A 17,147-nucleotide genomic window follows, 5' to 3' on the forward strand; every position below is an offset into this window, starting at 1 on the left:
GGTGGTCAGTGAGGGTGCCGACCGGGTGCGCCATGCTTCCCAAGCTGACAGCGCGGGTTCGATTTCCGAGCTCCCCAACGTGGACACCGCGATGACGGTGATGGTGGTCCTGCCGCCGAGGCGGAGGATGACCTGCGTTCAGGGGGTGGCTGGTTTGCGGGCGGTGAGTAGGCGGGTCGGGACCCACGGACTGCCCCACCACACGCGCCAGCCGAGGCCGCGCACGCGGATGTCCTGGGCGTTCAGCCGGGCCAGCACCGCGGCGTACTCGCGGGGGGTCCGCGCCAGGTCGGCGATCAGCAGGCGGCCGCCCGGCCGTAGCACCCGGTACGCCTCGGTGATCGCTTGGGCGCGGGCGTCCGCGCTGAAGATGGTGTGCACCGTCAGGCTGGACACGACCAGGTCGAAGCTTCCCTCCGCGTACGGGAGTTTGCGCAGGTCACCCCCTTGCACATGGACGCGGTCGGCGACCCCCTCGGCCTGGGCGTTGCGCAGGGTCGCCGCCGGGGTGTTGCCGGACTGGTGCAGTCCGCGCCACAGGTCCACGCCGACCGCCCGGCCTTGCGGGAGGCGCCGGGCTGCGGCCAACAGGACGGCGCCGCGTCCGCAGCCGAGGTCGAGCAGCCGTTCGTCGCCACGCAGGTCCAGCTCGTCCAGCACGTCCCGCCAGACCAGGAACTTGCCGCGCAGGGTGGCGTGCAGGCTCAGGGCCAGGCACCCCGCCAGCAGCGTGCCGGAGACCAGCGCGGGCAGCGCGGCGGCCAGATCGGCGGTGACCGCCATCACCAGCCCGGTCACCCAGAACCCCAACACCACCAAGCCCACGAAGCCGAATCCGTAGGGCGCATCCATCCCGTACCGCGCGCCAGGCATACCCGCCACTTTGCCACGAACCGGCCGCTCGGGGGGTGGCTACAAAACACTGGCCCACCGCCGTTATTTCTCAGCACTCACGGTGCGCCCAACCACCGTTGCGGCAACCAATCGTGCGCGAAGCCGGGCTCCCTAGCCCCCGCAGGCTGAGGTCATGCCTGCGTGAAGCTCTCTGTCACGCCCCCGGGGCCTGGCCGTCTCGTGGGACTTAAACGGTTAGATAAATGGCGGCGTATGGTCTGGCGGGGAGGGGTATTCGTGGCGGACGTGCAGGCGACGGTGTGGGGAGATGGTGCGGTCTCAGCGGTCTTCGTTCACGGGATCTTCAGTTGGGGCGCCGACGAGGTGTACGGCTTCGGCAATCAGCGGCCGCTGGAGGATGAGTTCCGGCTGGTCATGATGGATCGGCGCGGTCACGGGGCGAGCCCGGACATCGAGGGCAGCGACTATGAGGTGGACGCGGACGACATCACCGCCCTGCTCGGGGACGGGGCCCATCTGGTGGCCCATTCCTATGGCGGTGCGGGTGCGATGCTGGCCGCCGCGCGCCGCCCTGACCTGGTGCGGTCGCTGACGTTGATCCAACCCGGCACCCTGCGTCCCGCGGCCGGGCATCCGGTGGTGGACGAGGCACTGGAACGCGCTCGCGCCAGCACTGCGGGGCTGCCACCGGAGATGACCCCGGAGGAGTACCTGCGGGCGGCCACCGAGGGCATCGGGATGCTCGTGCCGGAGGCCACGCCGGAACGCCTGCGGGCGGTGCGCGCCGCGATGCGCGAGCGGCCTTGCTGGGACGCCGACATCCCGCTGGACCGGCTCGCCGCCGCGCCGTGGCCCAAGCTGGTGATCTCGGGTACGTGGGAGGACGCCCCCGAGCTCTACCGCCGGTATGCGGGCGAGCCGCTGATCGCCGCCGCGGAGTTCATCTCCGACCGGATCGGCGCCCGGTACCTGAAGGTGCCCGGCTATTACCCGCAGGTACAACAGCCCAGCACGGTCAACGACGCACTGCGCGACCTTTGGCGGTGCGGGCCGGGGTAAGAGGACGGTTGTTGCCTGCGGAGCCTCACAACGCCACCCTCTTCACCTGCGGAAACTCCTCCGTCGTCGCCGTGGACGAAAGTGTGAGAGGTTTCCATGCCCGGAGCGCGATGAGTTCTGGTGGGACCGGCGGTCTGAGTGTGTGAACGGTCGGCCACTGAGCACGAGCGACCCGAGCGGTGGACGCTGAGAACGTCCCGGCGCGGAAGAAGCACATGGAGGCACCGGATGCGCAAGTTGATTCTGTCTTTCTACGTCTCACTCGACGGCAAGAGCGCTGACGGGGACAACGGGATCAGGGACGTCATGACGAGCATCGACGATCCCGAGCAGGAGAAGTACTTCGTCAGCCGGCTGTGGGAGGCCGGGGCCTTCCTCATGGGCCGCACCACCTACGAGATCATGGCCGGATACTGGCCCGGCTCCGACCATCCCTCCGCCCAGGCCATGAACGAGATTCCCAAGGTCGTGTTCTCCCGCACCCTGGAGTCGGCCGACGACTGGCCCGAGACCCGGATCGCCGGCGGTGACACGGCGGAAGAGATCGCCAAGCTCAAGGCCGAGCCCGGCAAGGATCTCGTCGCCGCCGGCGGCACCGCGTTCCTGCACTCCCTGATCAAACTCGGCGTGGTCGACGAGTACCGGCTGTGGGTGCTGCCCGCCGCCACCGGCAAGGGCGCTCCGCTGTTCCCCGAGCTGGAGCGGCCCGCGAACCTGCGCCTGCTGAAGAGCACGGCCTTCCCGTCCGGCACCCTCGAACTGGTGTACGCGGCAGCCGACAAGTAGGGCCCAGCAGGCGACGCTCAGTCACCTCATAGGGGTTGCATCCTGTACCTGGATACAGGCTTACCGTCGAGGTGTGGCCCCCGCCGGGGCAGCAATCACCGTGATGAGGGAGCTGGGATGCTCGATTCTGAAGTGCCGATCGTGTGCACACTGTCGCCGAACAAGATGGTGGATCGGCTGGCAGAGTTCGAGTCGCTGTTCGCCGAGTCACTGACCGGTGTGGAACGTGAGCCGCTGCGGTTGTGCCTGATGTTCGACGCCGACCAGGCGCGCGAGGCGCAACTCCGCGAAGTGTTCGAGGCCGAACAGCAGTGCTGTGCGTTCCTGGGGTTCGCGTTCGAGCGCACTGGAGCTGGTCTGAGGGTGGAGGTGACCGCGCCGCCGGAGGCGGGGCCGACGCTGGACGGGATGCAGGCCTTGGCCGAGCGCACCGCCCCGCCCGAAGTCGTGGCAGTGGGCTGGACCGGATGAGCGGTCAGTACGAGGGACTGCGATCCGGCCAGGTCGCCGAGGCGGCCGGGGTGAACCTGCAGACCCTGCGCTACTACGAGCGGCGCGGCCTGCTGGCCGAGCCCGAGCGGACCTTGGGCGGGCATCGGCTCTATCCCGCCGAGGCGGTCACGGTCCTGCGGGTGATCAAGACTGCGCAACGGCTCGGATTCAGCCTGGACGAGGTCGCCGAATTGTTGGAGGCGGCCCAGCACCGGCACGGGCGACGCGACGGCGGCTTGAGGGAGAGGGCGCGGCTCAAGGTGATCGAGGTCGAGGAGCGTATGGCCGACCTTGAGGTCATCCGTTCGGCTCTGCACGAAGCGATCAATGCTGGGTGCGACGACCTGATGACGTGCGCCGACCAGCCATGCTGCCCGTTGCCGTTCGCGGAACTCGTCCGGCCCGGCCCCGAAGGGGATCGCCCGTGAAGTCCGAGTTCAGGACAGCCGCCTGAGTGGTGGCGCAGTTCAGGAGCTGGACGCCGTCCGGGGGTCGATCGTGGTCGACTCGAACGGGTGCGGCCAGGGGGCGCCGAGGGCCGTCCACCATTTCAAATAAGGCACGCCCAGCACCGACGGTTGAGCGCCCTCGTCGCTCCAGGTCTCCGACACCTCGTCGAGGGCGGACGGCTCCGCGCCGAACAGCGCGGCCGCAGCCCGTCGGCTCTCCGCCGTGTCGTTGTCCGGGAGGCCATCGCCCTCCTCATCGATCGAGGCGACGTGCACGGCCGCGCCGTCGGGGCCGAGAACCTCGTTGATCACGCCGTGTTCGTCGAAATCGGAGGCCGCGATCGCCCGGACACCCCACTCCGGCAGCAGGTCTCCCACCACCGACGACAATGTCACGCCGAAGTCGGAGAAAACGAAAACCCTCGACCCTTGAGTGGCGACGTCGACGGCCGACTGGTGGGCGGCCGCGAGCGCTAGCGCGAATTCCTCGGAGTCCCGCCCGTCCTTCAGGTCGATAACGGCCCAGCCGCTGAATGATGACACCGTTTGACAATATCAATTCCCGGCTGCGGTAGTGCGGAGTGTGCACTTCCTACGCCGCCGGCGCGGGTTCGATTGCTCGGGGCCGCGCGCCTGAGGTGGAGGCAGCCGGGCCGCCGAAGGAGCGGGCACGGGTAGTTCCTTGACGAATAATTCCTCAGCGAACTACATTGAGACCCCTGTCCACAGACGTCCACCGGTGGACGTGCGGGCGGTCGACGAAGGCGATCTCTGATGGGAGAAGTCTCATGCCCGACCCCCTGACTCCGCGCGAGGTCTTTCTGAGGCTGGTGCACGGCGTCTGCGAAGAACGCTGGGAGGACGTGATCGAGCTCTACGCCGAGCAGACTCATGTAGAGCACCCTTTCCATCCGCTCGCGGCGCCCCCGCTGCGATCGCCTGAAGAGTTGCGTGCGCACTTTGGGATCGGCGTGCCACCTGGCACCTACAAAGGGCATGCGCTTCGCCGTCGTCCGGCCGGAATCAATGTTCACGAGACCGCAGATCCCGAGGTCATCGTGGCCGAGTTCCGGTACGAGGGCACTGTGGTGGAGACCGGTCAGCCGTTCATCATTCCGGCGGTCTTCGTCATGCGGGTCCGCGACGGAAGGATCATCGAATCCCGTGATTACCTGGACCACCTGCGTTCTGCCCGAGCACGTGGTCAGTTGGGTGATGTCCTCGCCGCCGTCAGGGAGCACCACGGAACGCCGGAGTGAGGGACGTGATCCCCGAACTCGCGGCTTGATCATTCGCAGGGCGAGCGGCGCCGGACACACGCCTCGCCGCCGGGCCGCCGGACTCATACGGGCAGAGAGCCTGGAGTGGCCGTCGCGCCCAGGACCTTCGCGGAGGGGCTGGGGCGTCACACTGTTCCCCAAGGTGAGACCGCTGTCGTTTCCGTCCAAGACGGCCGCCGCGGTCACGAACTAGCGTGGCCCCAGCGACTCATCCGAACATGAGGAGACAACACAATGCGTGACCTGGTCTACACCGGTTTCATGTCGCTCGACGGCGTCGTGGACTCGCCTGGCGGCGGGCCGGGGGAGGAGCACCGCAGCGGCGGATGGGTGTTCAAGGACCTCGAGTTCGTCCCGGAAGCCTGGTCGTTGAAGGGCGAGGAGCTCGCCGACACGACGGCGCTGATGTTCGGCCGCCGCAGCTACGAGGCGTTCGCGCAGGTCTGGCCCGGCTCGGAGGACCACGCCGACTACAAGGAACTGCCCAAGTACGTGGTGTCGACCACGCTGTCCGATGACGCCCTCGTCGACGGGTGGGGCCCGACGACGATCCTGCGCTCGACCGAGGACGTCGCCGCGCTCAAGGAGGGCGAAGGGGGCGCGATCTTCATCCACGGGAGCGCGGAGCTGGCCCGGCGGCTGTCGGACGCGGGCCTGGTCGACCAGTACAACCTGCTCGTCTTCCCCGTGCTGCTCGGTGCCGGGAAGAGCCTGTTCGGCCGGGCCGACCGCGACAAGCAGATGCTGGTGCTGCGGGAGTCGGAGAGCTACTCGAACGGGATCCTGAAGCTCGTCTACGACGTCAAGCGCTGATCCAGGTCGAGGGCGATCGCGCCGCCGGCGCCCTTGCGCAGCTGCCCGGCGGTGCGTCCGACGTAGGAGCGCAGCGCCCGGGCCAGGTGCGACTCGTCGAAGTAGCCGAGCTTGGTGACGACGTCGGCGACCGGTTCGCCGAGCGCCAGCAGCTCCGCCGCCCTGCGGGCCCGTTCGATCTGCCGGACGCCGCCCCGCGTCAGCCCGGTCACGGCGCGGAACCGGCGTTCGACCGTTCGCCCCGAGACGGCCGGGCGGTGGCCCCGCAGCACCTCGGCGACGAGCGGGTCACGGACCACGACCCCGGCCCGGACGAGACGTCCGACGAGGTTCTCGGCGTCGTCGGGTCCGGGCGTCTCCCAGCGCCCGCCGTCCAGCCGGAACGTCCGGCGCGTGGTGTCGGGGAGCTCGATGCCGCCGTTGACCAGCGTCGACGTGGGGACGGCCCGCAACGAGGTGCCCACGGCGAACTCGATGCCAGTGAAGGCCGCGCCTTCTGGCACGGGCGCCGTGCCGGTCCGGGTCCCGGGACCGGTGATCGCCGTGTACGCCCGGCCGTCCTGCTCCCAGAACACCAGGCCCCAGCGCACCCCCGCGACTGACGTCATCGTCTGGACCTGCTCGTTCACGCAGGTCCAGACGGTGTCGATCCACGGCGAGTCGGACCGGCGCGTCTCAAAGCGCAGCTTCACGGGCGCAGCATACGTCGCGTCGGCAGTTCGATCTCCGCCACCCGCTCCCCACGACAACGGCCGGCGTCAGCGACGAATCGCTGACGCTGGCCGCTCTCGTTCCTCGCCCACCGGGCCCCGCTACGTGCCCGAATTCTTCCCCTCACGCCGTGCCCGTTCTGGGGCTGCTCGCTTGGGCCCCCTGCGACAGGCTCTCCAAGCGCGTCCGAGGTCATCTGCACGCTTTCGCGAAGCAATGGACCACGCCGCAGGGGTGCGGAGATCGAGCAAGCGCGGACGGTCTCCTGCGACCTGTAGCACGAACGCGCAGGTTTATTCGCAAACCAGGAGGGCGTATGTCCGAAAGTGAGGAAGTGCAGCAGGCGCGACTGGCGCGCCTCGACGAGAGTGACCGGATTTACCGGGAGGTCCTGGCATCGCCAGAGGGCTCCGAGGCGGCGGCCATCGAGGCTTCCGAGGCCATCCTTCCGGAGAACTGAGTCGCGGTCTTCTCGGCCGTAAAGTCGGCGGCCCTCCCCCAAGGGGGGCCGCTCGTCGACACTGACCAGAGCCCCGTCCCGCCTGAGCAGGCGCACTGCTCTTGCGGGCGGGGTTCTTTCGTTCGCTGCCCGTCATGCCCGCTACGTACCTGAACGCGTGGGCTCCCGCGGCCGGGAAGTCGTGGACGGGATCGCGCGTCGGCCTTCAGGTCCGGGGCGAAAACGTGAGAGCCCGGCGGGACCGGGCTCTCGTGTTGCGGTCATCCGGGTGGCGCGACGACGGAGTCGTCGTGGCGCCACCAGAACAGGTAGGGCAGGATCACTCCTGCCTTGTCGGTGCCTTCGCCTTCTGTGCGGCCTCGGCCTCGGCCGCCTCCGCGTCCAGCCGTGCAGTGATGGCGGACGTGGAGGTGACGATTCCGAAGGCCGCCCACTGGATGGCATCCGGGATCACCGTCGCGACGCCGAACAGACTGAGGAGGACGGGCGCCAGGGCCACGGCCACCATCGGCTGGAGAGCCGGGGCCGTCGCGGCCCAGACCCCCATGCCGCCACGGGTCAGGTAGATGCCTGCCCGCGTCTGCATGACGGCGGCGAGAGCCGTTGCGAACAGCCCCGCGCCCAGCATCGCGACGAGTTCGGTGGGACCCCATGTCCAGGTCCCGACCGGAGTCCCGAGGTACTCGGCCAACGGGAAGCACACCGGGATGACGACCAGCATGCAGATGACGTTGGCCTGTGCGACACCCTGGTCGCGCTTGTCGCCGAGCAGTTTGGCCTGGCTCGGCAGGTTGAAGGGATGCGTCGCCGCGGCGAGTGCGGCACCGATCCCCAGATAGCTGACGCTCTGTACGCCGATCAGGGCGCCGGTCGAGATCAGTACGGCGAGGAAGATCGGGACACGAAGGGCCCGGCCCGTCCACGTGGTCTTGGGAAGCCCCGCGAGGAGGCTCCCCAGGGCGGTGATGCTGGCGTAGGGGCCCGCACCGATGTGGGCGAACGCGATGGGCCCGCCGATCTTCATCAGCGAGCTGGTCAGCGCGTGCTGGAGCATGCCCCTCCGCTGACGCGGAGTCAGCCTGCGCGGGTCCAGCCCCTGGACGCCGTCTCGCGCGAGCGCGATGGCGACGAGGATGCCGCCGCCGAAGACGGTCATCCCCATCGTCCCCTGGAGAGGGGCCGACAGCACCCGGGTGAACACGAAGCCCACCCCGACGATTACGACCGAGCCCACCATCAGGAAAGCACCCTTCCGGGGGCCCGCAAGGGTGGGCAATTTGGTCCTTCTCATTTGATTCTCCTGGTCCTGGCCTAGCCGGGACAGTCCATGGCCGAGCGAGGCCATGGACTTCCTGGTCGAGAGTCCATGGCCGCTTGGGCCACTTTCTCCCTACAGTCCCCGGCAGACCAAGATCAGCAATGTTCGCCGGGAGGACTTCTGAACGCGCGCCCTCGCTGCCCCGTCCCCTCGTGACAGGGACGGACGCCGGGCAAGGGGGAGGATCACCGTGCGGTCATACTCGATCCATGGGAAAGAGTTATGAGCGGATAGACGGCAGGCTGCGCACCTTCATCGAGTCGCAGCACATCTTCTTCACCGCGACGGCGCCGCTGGCCGGCGACGGCACCGTCAACCTTTCGCCCAAGGGGCTCGACGGCTCGTTCGCCGTGCTCGACGAACTCACCGTGGCCTACCTCGATTTCGCCGGCAGCAACGCCGAGACCATCGCCCATCTGCGCGAGAACGGCCGCATCACCCTGATGTGGTGCGCCTTCGACGGCCCGCCCAACATCGTGCGCGTGCACGGCCGCGGGGAGCCGGTCTTCCGTGACGACGCGCGCTGGGCCGAGCTGATGGGCCACTTCCCCGACATCGACCCGACCCTGCACGGCCTGCGAGCGATCATCGTCGTGACCGCCGAGAAGATCCGTGATACCTGCGGATACGGCGTCCCGTTCATGACCTACGAACAGGACCGCCCGCTGCACGCATCGCGTTTCGCGCGCGAGACCGACGAGTCGCTCGACGCTTACTTCCAGAAGAAGGCGCACATCGCGGCCAGCATCGACGGGCTGCCAGGGCTGCCCCTGCCGCTGCCACCGCTTCCCTCGGTCGAGTAGGACGGAGCCGGACGGTCTCCCGGCGATCGCGATGTACACCGAACACCCCGGCGCACGCCCGCGCTGAGCGTGGTGGCCGGGCTCAACGACGAAATGTCCCGGCAGGAGGCGCGAAGCCTCTCCGCCGGGACACCCGGTACGCCCGGTCCGCGGTGATCACGGACCGGAATGGACCATGGGACTACTGGTCCTCAGAGGTCCTCCCGCTGGTCAGGAGACCAGCGAGAGAGCGACGATGACCGCGCCGATGGACAGGAGGATGACCCACCCGTCCTTCTTCACGATCCGACCTGCCGCACCTCCCGCAAGGGCGGCGAGCACGAGCGGGACGAAGGGGATCCCCGTGACCCAGAAGATCGCGGTGGCCGCGACGGCCGGGGCGATGGCCCGCGTGTTCCTCTTGCCCTTCTCGTTCTTCTTCACGCCGTCGCCTGCCAGGAAGCCCAGCAGGACAAGGACGATGAGTGCAACGTTCATGGCGGACTCTTTCGGTTGCAGTTACGCCTCGAAGGCGTCTTCCTTGACGCACGCCCCTAGGACGTGCGTTGGGGAAGACCGTCAGGTTTTCGGCGGTGACGGCAACTGTGACGACCAAACCGGAGGTGAAGTCGCCGGTGGCCGCGCGCCGTCGGGCCAGGGGCTGCGGGGCGCCCTCGCTCCGGCCGGCCGGGCACCACCTGGTCGATTTCGAGAACTGTGAAAGAACTAGCGGCGCTGGACCACGCGCCTTGCAGGCGCGTCGGCCACTGCGGCGACGGGTCGTGGTGAGCCGGAGATCAGGCGGCGCGGGTTCCCGAGGCGACGAAGAGCGGGATGGCGACGAACAGGCGGTCGTCGCGTGCCCTGGCGACCTGGGCGTCGAACCAGGTGCCTTCCCCTCCGATGCCGGCGAGCGCCGGCAGGCACGAGGCGTCCGTCCACACGATCGTGTGGACGGCGACGGTGACGTCGGTGAACCCGTGGTCGAGCAGGAGGTTCCGGTAGCGGCGGGCGACCCGCGGGTTCGGCATGGCGTCGGCGCGGGCGTGGACGAGTGAGCGGGTGAGCTCGGGGTCGTCGGAGTCGATGACGAACGTGTCCCAGTCCTGGCCGACGAGCACCGCGCGGCCGCCGGGGGCCAGCACCCGGCGGGCCTCGGCGACGGCCTGCTCGGGCTCGGCGAGGACGTGCAGGACCTTGTCGGTGCGGTAGCCGGTGACGGAGCCGTCGTCCAGAGGCAGCGCGGTGGCGTCGGCGACGTGGAACTCGCTCCCGGGCCACCGTTCGGCGGCGACCTCGACCATGGCGGGGTCCAGGTCGACGCCGATGGCCCGCGCCCCGCGGGCGGCCAGTTCCCCGACGGCGCGGCCACTGCCGCAGCCGACGTCGACCACGGTGGCGCCCAGCCCATCGTAGGTGAGTTCTCGCAGGTCACGAGCCTGGGGAAGATCGTCGAAGGCGTCAAGGACGGTGAGCAGCTTGGACATGGCCGCCAGTGTGCGACTTAATGTCGACATGAAGTCAATCGGCGAGGTGGCGGCGCAGTTCGGGCTGCCGACGCACGTGCTGCGGTACTGGGAGGCCGAAGGTCTGCTGGCGCCGGCCCGCGCAGGGGACCGTCGCCGTTACACCGACGCCGACGTGCACCGGGTGGCGGCGATCCTGATCTCGAAGGAGGCGGGATTCGAACTCGCGGACATCCGGGCGATGCTGGCCGCCCGGTCCACGTCGGAGCGCCACGAGGTGACGGTCCGGCACCGCGAGAGGCTGCTGGTCCGGATCGCCCGGGCGCAGGCCGCACTCGACATGATCGAGGGTGAGTGCCCGCATGACGACATCATGACGTGCCCGCGTTTCCAGGGACTCCTGGCTGATCGACTGCGGTCGTCGAACGCGCCGGCTTAGTGGGTCACCGGCGTCCGAGCGGATGACCCGCGGCGCCGTTCGCACGGCGGAAAGCAGGAAGCTCCTGGCGGCCCGGGTGTGCGCACACCCCGGCCGCCAGGAGCTTCCGGTGATCACCTGGTGCGGGCCGTGTTCGGCCTGTGAATCAGCCCGCGTGATCGGCGTTCCTCACCATGGCGCCGGCTCGGTCGCCCGGGCCGGCCCCGGGGCAGTGGTCGCCCACTGCCGGCGAACGGAGCGGCGGCTCATGGTGAGGTCCTGCGTGGCAGGATCAGCCGCCGTACTTGTACTTGTAGGCGCCGTTCTTGTAGCCGCGGATGATGACGTACGGCTTGTAGGTGTAGCCGTTGCCCGTGTAACGGAACGCGCCCTGGGCGTAGGACGTCGCGTAGGCCCAGTTGCTGGGGTGGGTGACCTTCTTCAGGACCCAGCCCTTCCACACCCACTTGTACTTGTTGTAGGTGTAGGCCTTGAAGTTGGCGCGGTAACGGGTGACCGTGTAGCCGTTGTAGCACCAGGTGAGGCGGTTGGTCACCGCGATGATCCACTTGCCGTTGGAGGCCTTCCGGCCACGGGTGCGCTGGTAGTAGCGGCAGTACTCGGCGGCCTGGACCGAGGCCTTCTCCTTGGCGGTCAGCGGCTGACCGGAGGTCTGGGCCTCGGAGATGAGGTCCTTCTTGGAGAGTGCCCCCTGGCTGGTGGTGGTCACCTCCTTACCGAGCCTGTCGGCGGGCTTGGTCTCCGCCTGCGCGGCCGGACCCGCGGCGAGGACTCCGGCGGCCAGGGCGCCGGAGAGGACGGTCACGATGGCGACACGCCGCATGTATTCCTCCATGCTTGGGAATGGGGGGAGCGTGCAAGGTACCGCAGTCTGGGACTGCCGGGTGCCGTTGCACCTTTCTCGCCATATGTGATGTCTGCGACGGCCGTTTGGTTCCGGGGTGAACCAGAACAATCCCGGCAGTTTTTTTCGCGCCGATCTCCAGCAGCGGCAGGGGGCGACGCGGCGCCGTTCCGTCGGGAGTCAGGCCGTGGCCTTGCGGGTCACGACCACGACGTAACGGCACTCTCCGGTGCCGTCGTTGACGAACGCGCGTGCCTGGGGCTCGCCGAGTTCGAACGTGTCGCCCGCGGTGAGGACGTGCGTGGCCGCCTCCTCGACGAGGCTCAGCCTGCCGGCCAGCACCCAGACGAGCTGGGCGATGAAGGCGTAGGACGCCGCCGGCATGGGCACCCGGGCGCCCGCGGGCAGCACGATCTCGGTGACGTCGGCCGGGAAACCCGGCCCCGAGATCTGCCGTCGCAGGTAACCCGACCCGGGGTCGGTCCAGTCGGGGATGTCGGCCGCGCGCCGCACGTGGCCGGGCGTGGAGCCGTCCGCCGGTGACAGCATCTCGGTCATGCTCAGTTCCAGGGCGGCGGACAGCCTGCCGAGGAGGGCGGCGGTCGGGCTGCTCTGACCGCGCTCGACCTTGCTGATCATCGCTCGGGACACCCCCGAGGCGTCGGCGAGCCGGGCCAGCGACCAGCCGCGCCGTGCGCGCTCCGCCTTGATGCGCTGTCCGAGGACGTTCGGACCGTCCATCAAAGTGGACACGGCGTCGCCTCCGGGCCGGCTCCGGCGTCGAGGCGAAGCTCCATGTAGACGCTGTTGGGGTCGTGCACGTAGTCGGCGAACGGCTCGCACTGGGTGAATCCGTGCCGCGCGTAGAGCCGCCGGGCCGGGGCGAAGAAATCCTGGCTTCCCGTCTCCAGCAGGACCCGCCGGTGACCGCGCTCGGCGGCGACGGCCAGAAGGTGCCGGAGGATGGCCGATCCGATGCCCGCCCCCCGCGCGGCCACCGCGGTGCGCATGGACTTGAGCTCGGCGTCGCCGCCGCCGAGGTCTTTGAGCGCGCCGCATCCGCGCAGCTCCGGCCCCTCCCAAGCCGACCAGAACGCGACCGCGGGGTCGCGCAGTTCCTCCAGGTCCAGCGCGTGGATCGATTCGGGCGGCGACGTCGCGTGCATGTCGGCCAGGTGCTCCTCCAGCAGCCGGCGGACCTCCGGCCGGCTCAGGTCGTCGAGCTCGAAGCGCACCATCGTCCAGCCTCCGCATCACCCGATCCGCCCGCGTCCATCATAGTGGACGTCTGTCCACTCTCCACGAGTTAAGGCAGAGGCCGCGACGTCGCCCGTGGCTGGTGTGGACGGTTTCAGAGGTGCTTAGGGGGATAGGGAGCGAACGTGTAGTCGTGCCTGGGGGAGGGCGTTATGAGCATGCCGCACAGGGCGGTCCATCGACTGGAGAACGCGGAGGCGCTGGACAAGGTCGCCGAACCGGTCAGTTCCGTGGTCCAGCGGGCGGTCCAGCCGCGCCTCGTCCGCAACCTGCTCAGCGGGACCAATACGGGGCACCCGCTGCACCCGGTGCTGACGGACGTGGTGATCGGCGCGTGGAGCATGGCCGGGCTGCTGGACGTCGCCGGGGGACCCGACGCCGAACCGGCCGCCGACCTGCTGACGGCGGCAGGCGTGGTCGCGGCCGTGCCCACCGCCCTGAGCGGGCTCAACGACTGGGCCGACACCCTGGGGGCGGAGCGGCGGGTGGGGCTCGTCCACGCCGGCGCCAACACGGTGGCGCTCGCGCTGTACGCGGCGTCCCTCGGCGCGCGCTCCCGCAAGGCCAAGGCACTGCGGTTCGCCGGCATGGCGGCGATGGGGATCAGCGCCTACCTCGGCGGTCACCTGACCTTCACCCGGGGCGTCAACGTCAACCGCACCGCGTGGCAGCAGGGCCCGGAAGAGTGGACTCCGGTGCTGGCCGCATCCGAGCTGGCCGAGGGCGAGCACCGCACGGCCGACGCGGACGGCGTCCGGGTCCTGCTCTACCGGACGGCCACGAAGCTGCACGCCATCGCCGCCACCTGCAGCCACCTGGGCGGCCCGCTGGGCGAGGGGACGATCGAGAACGGCTGCGTCACCTGCCCGTGGCACGGCAGCACGTTCCGCCTCGCCGACGGCGGCATCGAACGCGGCCCGGCCAGCGCGCCGCAGCCGTCCTACGAGGCGCGCGTCCAGAACGGACGCATCGAGGTCCGCGTCCCGCCGCCGGGCGGCCAGTCCGACATGGCCGGCGAGGGCGCCCACCACCGAAAGACCCGCCACCTCCCCACGCGAACCCCCGCCTCATAACCCGCCCCAGCGCGGTGGGCGGAGAAGCGACGCGGCGGGTCGTCCGCACGAGGAGAGACGACCCGCCACGCCGCAATCACTCCTGGGGGCCTCGGCCAGGGAGAGACTGTTGCCGTCAGGGTCCACGACCACCACGTCTGGCCCGTCCTTGGGGGCGGAAGTCATCGGGCGAGGGGCTCGCCTCCGGGCGGCGGCTACTCGGCCGGTGTGCGGGGGGTGAGGAATCCGGTGAGGGCTTGGTGGTTGCGCTGGAGGCTCTCGATGCGGGCGTTCAGGGCCGCGATCTCGCGGTCGAGCACGTCGCGGATGCCCTCGCACCAGTCGAAGTCGGGCTGGTCGCTGCGGGTGCAGGGGAGCACCTGCCGGATCACCTCGGAGGACAGGCCCGCGTCCAGCAGCACGCGGATCTTCCGCACGGTCAGCACGGCGTCCTCGCCGTAGCGGCGGTAGCCGTTCGAGCCGCGCTCGGCCTGGAGCAGGCCCTGCTCCTCGTAGTACCGCAGAAGCCGCGGGCTGACCCCCGTCCGCCGGGACAACTCCCCGATCAGCATGTCACCGTCCTGGATTGACCTTCTCACCAGTGTGAGTGCCTAACGTCGCCCTGCAGGCGATCATTCCGCACGGCTGGAGAGGCCCATGTCCACGCTCGTCGTCCAACGCAATGGCCGCGAGGCGACCGCCGGCGAGCTCGCGCCGCTCGCCTTCGCCGGCTTCGCCCACTTCACCGCCCTGCAGGTGCGTGGCGGCAAGGTCCGGGGGCTCGACCTCCATCTGGAGCGGCTGCGGTCCGCCTCGATGGAGCTGTTCGGCGAAGCGATGCCGGACGAGCGAGTTCGCTCCCATCTGCGTGCGGCGGTGGAGGCGGGGCCCGCGGACGTCTCGCTGACGGCCACGATGTACTCGTCCCCGGGAGAGTTCACCGGGGGCGGAGAGCCGGTGGGGCCCGACGTCCTGGTCCGGACGGGGCCGCCCGCGTCGGGTCCGGACGGGCCGCTGGCGCTGGCGACGGTCGAGTACGACCGGTACCTGCCCGCCGTGAAACACGTCGGGGAGGTGGCGAAGACCCACCTCATGCGCCGGGCCGTCCAGGACGGCTTCGACGACGCCGCCTTCGTCGACCGCCGGGGGCGCCTCAGCGAGGCGACGATCTGGAACCTGGCCTTCTGGGACGGGGACAGCGTGGTGTGGCCGGAGGCCGAGATGCTGGTCGGGACCACCATGGGCATCGTCCGCCGGCAACTGGACCGCCTCGGCGTCCCCCAGCGCGTCCGGCAGGTCACCCCCGCCGACGTACCGGCTCTGGCCGGGGCCGTGGTCATGAACTCCTGGACCCCGGGAGTCGCGGTCCACCAGATCGGCGTGACCCGCGTCCCCGCGGCCCCACGCTTCCTGGACCTGCTCCACCGCGCCTACCAGGCTGAACCTCTCACCGATTTCTAGGAGCGGTTTCAGCCCAGGCGTCCGGTGAGGTCCGGATCCGCGGCCTTGGACCGGTGGTGACGGTGTCGCGCCCAGGACCATTTCGCTGCGTGTCCGAAATGAGACCTTTGTCGCGCATCAAGCTCCATTTGCCGGGGACAAATCGGCCCGAACGAACCAACGGCAGATACCCGAGGAGGACCCCCAATGCCTTGGCTGATGATCCTGGTGCTCCTGCTGGCACTGATCCTGTTCGGCGTCGGCTTCACGCTCAAGATTCTCTGGGTGGTGGCCGCGATCGTCCTGATCCTGTGGCTGCTCGGCTTCGTGCTCCGCAGCGCCGGTCCGTCCGGCAAGCGCGGTCGCTGGTACCGCTGGTAACACCGTGAACGGCGCCGCCCCGTCCAGGCTCTGGACGGGGCGGCGCCGTTTCCGCGGCCGGTGATTCGCGCGATGTGGAGGAGGGGACGGGCGGCGGACACTGTGGCCCCCTGACATCGTGGAGGTCACCGTGCGTTTCTCCCTGCGGGTTCCCTGGCGGCGGGTCGCCGCCGCGGCGACGGGAGCGGGGCTGCTCGCCGCCCTGCTGTGCGCCTCGCCGCCCGCCCTGGCCGAGTCCTCCGGGCCCGTGGTCACCGTCCCGCCGCCGGGCGCCCACGGCTTCCCGTTCCTGGCGGCGGCCGAGGATCTCGGGTCGTTCGGGTACACCGAGAGCGAGTACTTCATCACCGGCACCGCCACCTCGTACGCCAAGTCCGGCCTGTGGACGTCGAACGGCCGGTGGGACGTGCGGGCGTCCGGGCAGGCCCCGTACCGGACGAGGCTCCTGGTCCGGCGCCCCTCCGACCCGGCGAAGTTCAACGGGACCGTCGTGGTCGAGTGGCTCAACGTCAGCGGCCAGATGGACCTGTCCCCGGACTACTGGTTCGCGCGCGACGAACTGCTGCGCAAGGGATACGCGTGGGTCGGCGTCTCGGCCCAGGCGGTCGGCGTCAACGGCGGGCTCGGAGAGATCCACGGGCTCAAGGGGTGGGACCCGGCCCGTTACGGCAGCCTTGTGCACCCCGGGGACGCCTTCTCCTACGACATCTTCTCCCAGGCGGGGCGGGCGCTGCGAAGCCCCGACGGCCCCGACCCGCTCGGCGGGCTGGCGGTGCGGACGCTGCTGGCGGACGGGGAGTCGCAGTCCGCCGGGCTCATGACCACCTACGCCAACGCCGTCCAGCCGGTGTCGCGGGTCTACGACGGCTTCATGATCCACAGCAACGGCGCGGTCGGGGCCCCGATCAGCGGCGAGCTGTCCGACACCCTGTGGATGCCGAACCCGTCCCGCATCCGGACGGACCTGACCGTTCCGACGTTCGTGGTCCTGACCGAGACCGACGTCCCGCTGGCGGCGGCCGCGCGGCAGCCGGACACCGACCGGGTCGTGCACTGGGAGCTGGCCGGCACCTCGCACGGCGACCAGTGGGCCTACGACCTGGGTCAGCCGACGCTGCAGAAGTCGGCGGGGTCGGCCGCGCCGGACGCCGGCTGCGCCGCCGGATCGGCCCCGTTCAACGACGGGCCCGGGCACTACTCGATGAACGCGGCGCTGCGCGGTCTGGCCGCGTGGGCGCGCGGCGGGGCGCGGCCGGCCGCCGG

The 17,147-nt window shown here is 69.9% G+C and carries 23 protein-coding genes; 13 read left to right on the plus strand and 10 right to left on the minus strand.

Annotation, left to right across the window (positions count from 1 at the left end):
• Positions 1-138: 138 nt before the first annotated feature.
• A complete protein-coding gene (locus ABWI04_RS08230) occupies positions 139-873 on the minus strand; it encodes a class I SAM-dependent methyltransferase (RefSeq protein WP_345171272.1) in 735 nt (244 codons plus the stop codon).
• Between the two features lie 258 nt (positions 874-1,131).
• Between ABWI04_RS08230 and ABWI04_RS08235 the strand changes: the two genes are divergently transcribed.
• The 4 genes from ABWI04_RS08235 to ABWI04_RS08250 all read left to right on the plus strand — a co-directional run bounded on the left by ABWI04_RS08235 (position 1,132) and on the right by ABWI04_RS08250 (position 3,620).
• Positions 1,132-1,914 carry an alpha/beta fold hydrolase gene (locus ABWI04_RS08235; RefSeq protein WP_353831947.1) on the plus strand — a complete coding sequence of 261 codons (783 nt, stop codon included), beginning with the start codon at positions 1,132-1,134 and terminating at the stop codon, positions 1,912-1,914.
• Between the two features lie 228 nt (positions 1,915-2,142).
• Positions 2,143-2,700 (plus strand): dihydrofolate reductase family protein, encoded by a 558-nt coding sequence (locus ABWI04_RS08240; protein WP_353831948.1) that lies wholly within the window; start codon positions 2,143-2,145, stop codon positions 2,698-2,700.
• Between the two features lie 117 nt (positions 2,701-2,817).
• The gene (locus tag ABWI04_RS08245) at positions 2,818-3,171 is read left to right on the plus strand and encodes a hypothetical protein (protein WP_353831949.1); all 354 of its coding nucleotides are present in this window, start codon (positions 2,818-2,820) and stop codon (positions 3,169-3,171) included.
• Complete coding sequence (locus ABWI04_RS08250) at positions 3,168-3,620, plus strand: MerR family transcriptional regulator (RefSeq protein WP_353831950.1); 453 nt, start codon at positions 3,168-3,170, stop codon at positions 3,618-3,620. The genes ABWI04_RS08245 and ABWI04_RS08250 overlap by 4 nt, the downstream gene beginning before the upstream one ends.
• 39 nt (positions 3,621-3,659) lie before the next feature.
• On the opposite strand, the gene ABWI04_RS08255 is transcribed toward ABWI04_RS08250, so the two are convergent.
• Positions 3,660-4,184 carry a hypothetical protein gene (locus ABWI04_RS08255; RefSeq protein WP_353831951.1) on the minus strand — a complete coding sequence of 175 codons (525 nt, stop codon included), beginning with the start codon at positions 4,182-4,184 and terminating at the stop codon, positions 3,660-3,662.
• 245 nt (positions 4,185-4,429) lie between these two features.
• Between ABWI04_RS08255 and ABWI04_RS08260 the strand changes: the two genes are divergently transcribed.
• Both ABWI04_RS08260 and ABWI04_RS08265 read left to right on the plus strand, forming a co-directional pair.
• Entirely contained in the window at positions 4,430-4,900 is a 471-nt protein-coding gene (locus ABWI04_RS08260) for a nuclear transport factor 2 family protein (RefSeq protein WP_353831952.1), read from the plus strand.
• Between the two features lie 255 nt (positions 4,901-5,155).
• The gene (locus ABWI04_RS08265) at positions 5,156-5,734 is read left to right on the plus strand and encodes a dihydrofolate reductase family protein (protein ID WP_345171258.1); all 579 of its coding nucleotides are present in this window, start codon (positions 5,156-5,158) and stop codon (positions 5,732-5,734) included.
• Here ABWI04_RS08265 and ABWI04_RS08270 read toward each other — a convergent pair.
• Positions 5,716-6,426, minus strand: coding sequence for a helix-turn-helix domain-containing protein (locus tag ABWI04_RS08270; RefSeq protein WP_353831953.1), 711 nt, complete (start codon positions 6,424-6,426; stop codon positions 5,716-5,718). The two genes, ABWI04_RS08265 and ABWI04_RS08270, sit on opposite strands and share 19 nt — an antisense overlap.
• 335 nt (positions 6,427-6,761) lie before the next feature.
• On the opposite strand from ABWI04_RS08270, the gene ABWI04_RS08275 reads away from it, so the two are divergent.
• The gene (locus tag ABWI04_RS08275; RefSeq protein ID WP_353831954.1) at positions 6,762-6,905 is read left to right on the plus strand and encodes a hypothetical protein; all 144 of its coding nucleotides are present in this window, start codon (positions 6,762-6,764) and stop codon (positions 6,903-6,905) included.
• A gap of 319 nt (positions 6,906-7,224) precedes the next feature.
• Here ABWI04_RS08275 and ABWI04_RS08280 read toward each other — a convergent pair whose 3' ends face one another.
• Positions 7,225-8,142 (minus strand): hypothetical protein, encoded by a 918-nt coding sequence (locus ABWI04_RS08280; RefSeq protein ID WP_345171252.1) that lies wholly within the window; start codon positions 8,140-8,142, stop codon positions 7,225-7,227.
• A gap of 290 nt (positions 8,143-8,432) precedes the next feature.
• On the opposite strand from ABWI04_RS08280, the gene ABWI04_RS08285 reads away from it, so the two are divergent.
• The gene (locus ABWI04_RS08285; RefSeq protein WP_353831955.1) at positions 8,433-9,026 is read left to right on the plus strand and encodes a pyridoxamine 5'-phosphate oxidase family protein; all 594 of its coding nucleotides are present in this window, start codon (positions 8,433-8,435) and stop codon (positions 9,024-9,026) included.
• Positions 9,027-9,236: 210 nt separating this feature from the next.
• Here the strand turns inward: ABWI04_RS08285 and ABWI04_RS08290 are convergent, their stop codons facing one another.
• The gene (locus tag ABWI04_RS08290) at positions 9,237-9,503 is read right to left on the minus strand and encodes a hypothetical protein (protein ID WP_353831957.1); all 267 of its coding nucleotides are present in this window, start codon (positions 9,501-9,503) and stop codon (positions 9,237-9,239) included.
• Positions 9,504-9,802: 299 nt separating this feature from the next.
• Positions 9,803-10,492: a methyltransferase domain-containing protein gene (locus tag ABWI04_RS08295; protein WP_353831958.1), complete on the minus strand. Its 690-nt coding sequence runs from the start codon at positions 10,490-10,492 to the stop codon at positions 9,803-9,805.
• On the opposite strand from ABWI04_RS08295, the gene ABWI04_RS08300 reads away from it, so the two are divergent.
• Positions 10,491-10,910, plus strand: coding sequence for a helix-turn-helix domain-containing protein (locus ABWI04_RS08300; protein WP_345171244.1), 420 nt, complete (start codon positions 10,491-10,493; stop codon positions 10,908-10,910). The genes ABWI04_RS08295 and ABWI04_RS08300 overlap by 2 nt on opposite strands.
• A gap of 271 nt (positions 10,911-11,181) precedes the next feature.
• Here ABWI04_RS08300 and ABWI04_RS08305 read toward each other — a convergent pair whose 3' ends face one another.
• From ABWI04_RS08305 to ABWI04_RS08315, 3 genes are all read right to left on the minus strand, one after another.
• Complete coding sequence (locus ABWI04_RS08305) at positions 11,182-11,733, minus strand: hypothetical protein (protein ID WP_345171242.1); 552 nt, start codon at positions 11,731-11,733, stop codon at positions 11,182-11,184.
• A gap of 201 nt (positions 11,734-11,934) precedes the next feature.
• Positions 11,935-12,507 (minus strand): helix-turn-helix domain-containing protein, encoded by a 573-nt coding sequence (locus ABWI04_RS08310; RefSeq protein ID WP_345171240.1) that lies wholly within the window; start codon positions 12,505-12,507, stop codon positions 11,935-11,937.
• On the minus strand, positions 12,495-12,992 hold the full coding sequence (locus ABWI04_RS08315) for a GNAT family N-acetyltransferase (RefSeq protein ID WP_353831959.1): 498 nt from the start codon (positions 12,990-12,992) through the stop codon (positions 12,495-12,497). Before ABWI04_RS08315 ends, ABWI04_RS08310 begins: the two co-directional genes overlap by 13 nt.
• 171 nt (positions 12,993-13,163) lie before the next feature.
• Here ABWI04_RS08315 and ABWI04_RS08320 point away from each other — a divergent pair, with 171 nt between their 5' ends.
• Positions 13,164-14,084, plus strand: coding sequence for a Rieske (2Fe-2S) protein (locus ABWI04_RS08320; RefSeq protein WP_345171236.1), 921 nt, complete (start codon positions 13,164-13,166; stop codon positions 14,082-14,084).
• 194 nt (positions 14,085-14,278) lie between these two features.
• Here the strand turns inward: ABWI04_RS08320 and ABWI04_RS08325 are convergent, their stop codons facing one another.
• A complete protein-coding gene (locus ABWI04_RS08325) occupies positions 14,279-14,635 on the minus strand; it encodes a MerR family transcriptional regulator (protein WP_345171234.1) in 357 nt (118 codons plus the stop codon).
• Between the two features lie 85 nt (positions 14,636-14,720).
• Between ABWI04_RS08325 and ABWI04_RS08330 the strand changes: the two genes are divergently transcribed.
• The 3 genes from ABWI04_RS08330 to ABWI04_RS08340 form a co-directional block, all read left to right on the plus strand.
• Positions 14,721-15,524, plus strand: coding sequence for an aminotransferase class IV family protein (locus ABWI04_RS08330; RefSeq protein ID WP_353831960.1), 804 nt, complete (start codon positions 14,721-14,723; stop codon positions 15,522-15,524).
• Between the two features lie 186 nt (positions 15,525-15,710).
• Positions 15,711-15,884 carry a hydrophobic protein gene (locus tag ABWI04_RS08335; protein ID WP_089315210.1) on the plus strand — a complete coding sequence of 58 codons (174 nt, stop codon included), beginning with the start codon at positions 15,711-15,713 and terminating at the stop codon, positions 15,882-15,884.
• A gap of 130 nt (positions 15,885-16,014) precedes the next feature.
• Positions 16,015-17,147, plus strand: a 1,133-nt coding sequence (locus tag ABWI04_RS08340) for an alpha/beta hydrolase domain-containing protein (RefSeq protein ID WP_353831961.1), incomplete at its 3' end; no start/stop codon positions are given.

Source organism: Actinomadura sp. NPDC000929, assembly GCF_040492065.1.
Lineage (GTDB): Bacteria > Actinomycetota > Actinomycetes > Streptosporangiales > Streptosporangiaceae > Spirillospora > Spirillospora verrucosospora.

Excerpts from the sequence above, each read along its gene's own strand:
- ABWI04_RS08335 (WP_089315210.1), top strand. The coding sequence starts at position 15,711 with ATGCCTTGGCTGATGATCCTGGTGCTCCTGCTGGCACTGATCCTGTTC.
- ABWI04_RS08305 (WP_345171242.1), bottom strand. The coding sequence starts at position 11,733 with ATGCGGCGTGTCGCCATCGTGACCGTCCTCTCCGGCGCCCTGGCCGCC.
- ABWI04_RS08240 (WP_353831948.1), top strand. The coding sequence starts at position 2,143 with ATGCGCAAGTTGATTCTGTCTTTCTACGTCTCACTCGACGGCAAGAGC.
- ABWI04_RS08320 (WP_345171236.1), top strand. The coding sequence starts at position 13,164 with ATGAGCATGCCGCACAGGGCGGTCCATCGACTGGAGAACGCGGAGGCG.
- ABWI04_RS08265 (WP_345171258.1), top strand. The coding sequence starts at position 5,156 with ATGCGTGACCTGGTCTACACCGGTTTCATGTCGCTCGACGGCGTCGTG.
- ABWI04_RS08245 (WP_353831949.1), top strand. The coding sequence starts at position 2,818 with ATGCTCGATTCTGAAGTGCCGATCGTGTGCACACTGTCGCCGAACAAG.
- ABWI04_RS08315 (WP_353831959.1), bottom strand. The coding sequence starts at position 12,992 with ATGGTGCGCTTCGAGCTCGACGACCTGAGCCGGCCGGAGGTCCGCCGG.
- ABWI04_RS08330 (WP_353831960.1), top strand. The coding sequence starts at position 14,721 with ATGTCCACGCTCGTCGTCCAACGCAATGGCCGCGAGGCGACCGCCGGC.
- ABWI04_RS08290 (WP_353831957.1), bottom strand. The coding sequence starts at position 9,503 with ATGAACGTTGCACTCATCGTCCTTGTCCTGCTGGGCTTCCTGGCAGGC.
- ABWI04_RS08260 (WP_353831952.1), top strand. The coding sequence starts at position 4,430 with ATGCCCGACCCCCTGACTCCGCGCGAGGTCTTTCTGAGGCTGGTGCAC.
- ABWI04_RS08295 (WP_353831958.1), bottom strand. The coding sequence starts at position 10,492 with ATGTCCAAGCTGCTCACCGTCCTTGACGCCTTCGACGATCTTCCCCAG.
- ABWI04_RS08280 (WP_345171252.1), bottom strand. The coding sequence starts at position 8,142 with ATGGTGGGCTCGGTCGTAATCGTCGGGGTGGGCTTCGTGTTCACCCGG.
- ABWI04_RS08325 (WP_345171234.1), bottom strand. The coding sequence starts at position 14,635 with ATGCTGATCGGGGAGTTGTCCCGGCGGACGGGGGTCAGCCCGCGGCTT.
- ABWI04_RS08230 (WP_345171272.1), bottom strand. The coding sequence starts at position 873 with ATGCCTGGCGCGCGGTACGGGATGGATGCGCCCTACGGATTCGGCTTC.
- ABWI04_RS08250 (WP_353831950.1), top strand. The coding sequence starts at position 3,168 with ATGAGCGGTCAGTACGAGGGACTGCGATCCGGCCAGGTCGCCGAGGCG.
- ABWI04_RS08285 (WP_353831955.1), top strand. The coding sequence starts at position 8,433 with ATGGGAAAGAGTTATGAGCGGATAGACGGCAGGCTGCGCACCTTCATC.
- ABWI04_RS08300 (WP_345171244.1), top strand. The coding sequence starts at position 10,491 with ATGGCCGCCAGTGTGCGACTTAATGTCGACATGAAGTCAATCGGCGAG.
- ABWI04_RS08275 (WP_353831954.1), top strand. The coding sequence starts at position 6,762 with ATGTCCGAAAGTGAGGAAGTGCAGCAGGCGCGACTGGCGCGCCTCGAC.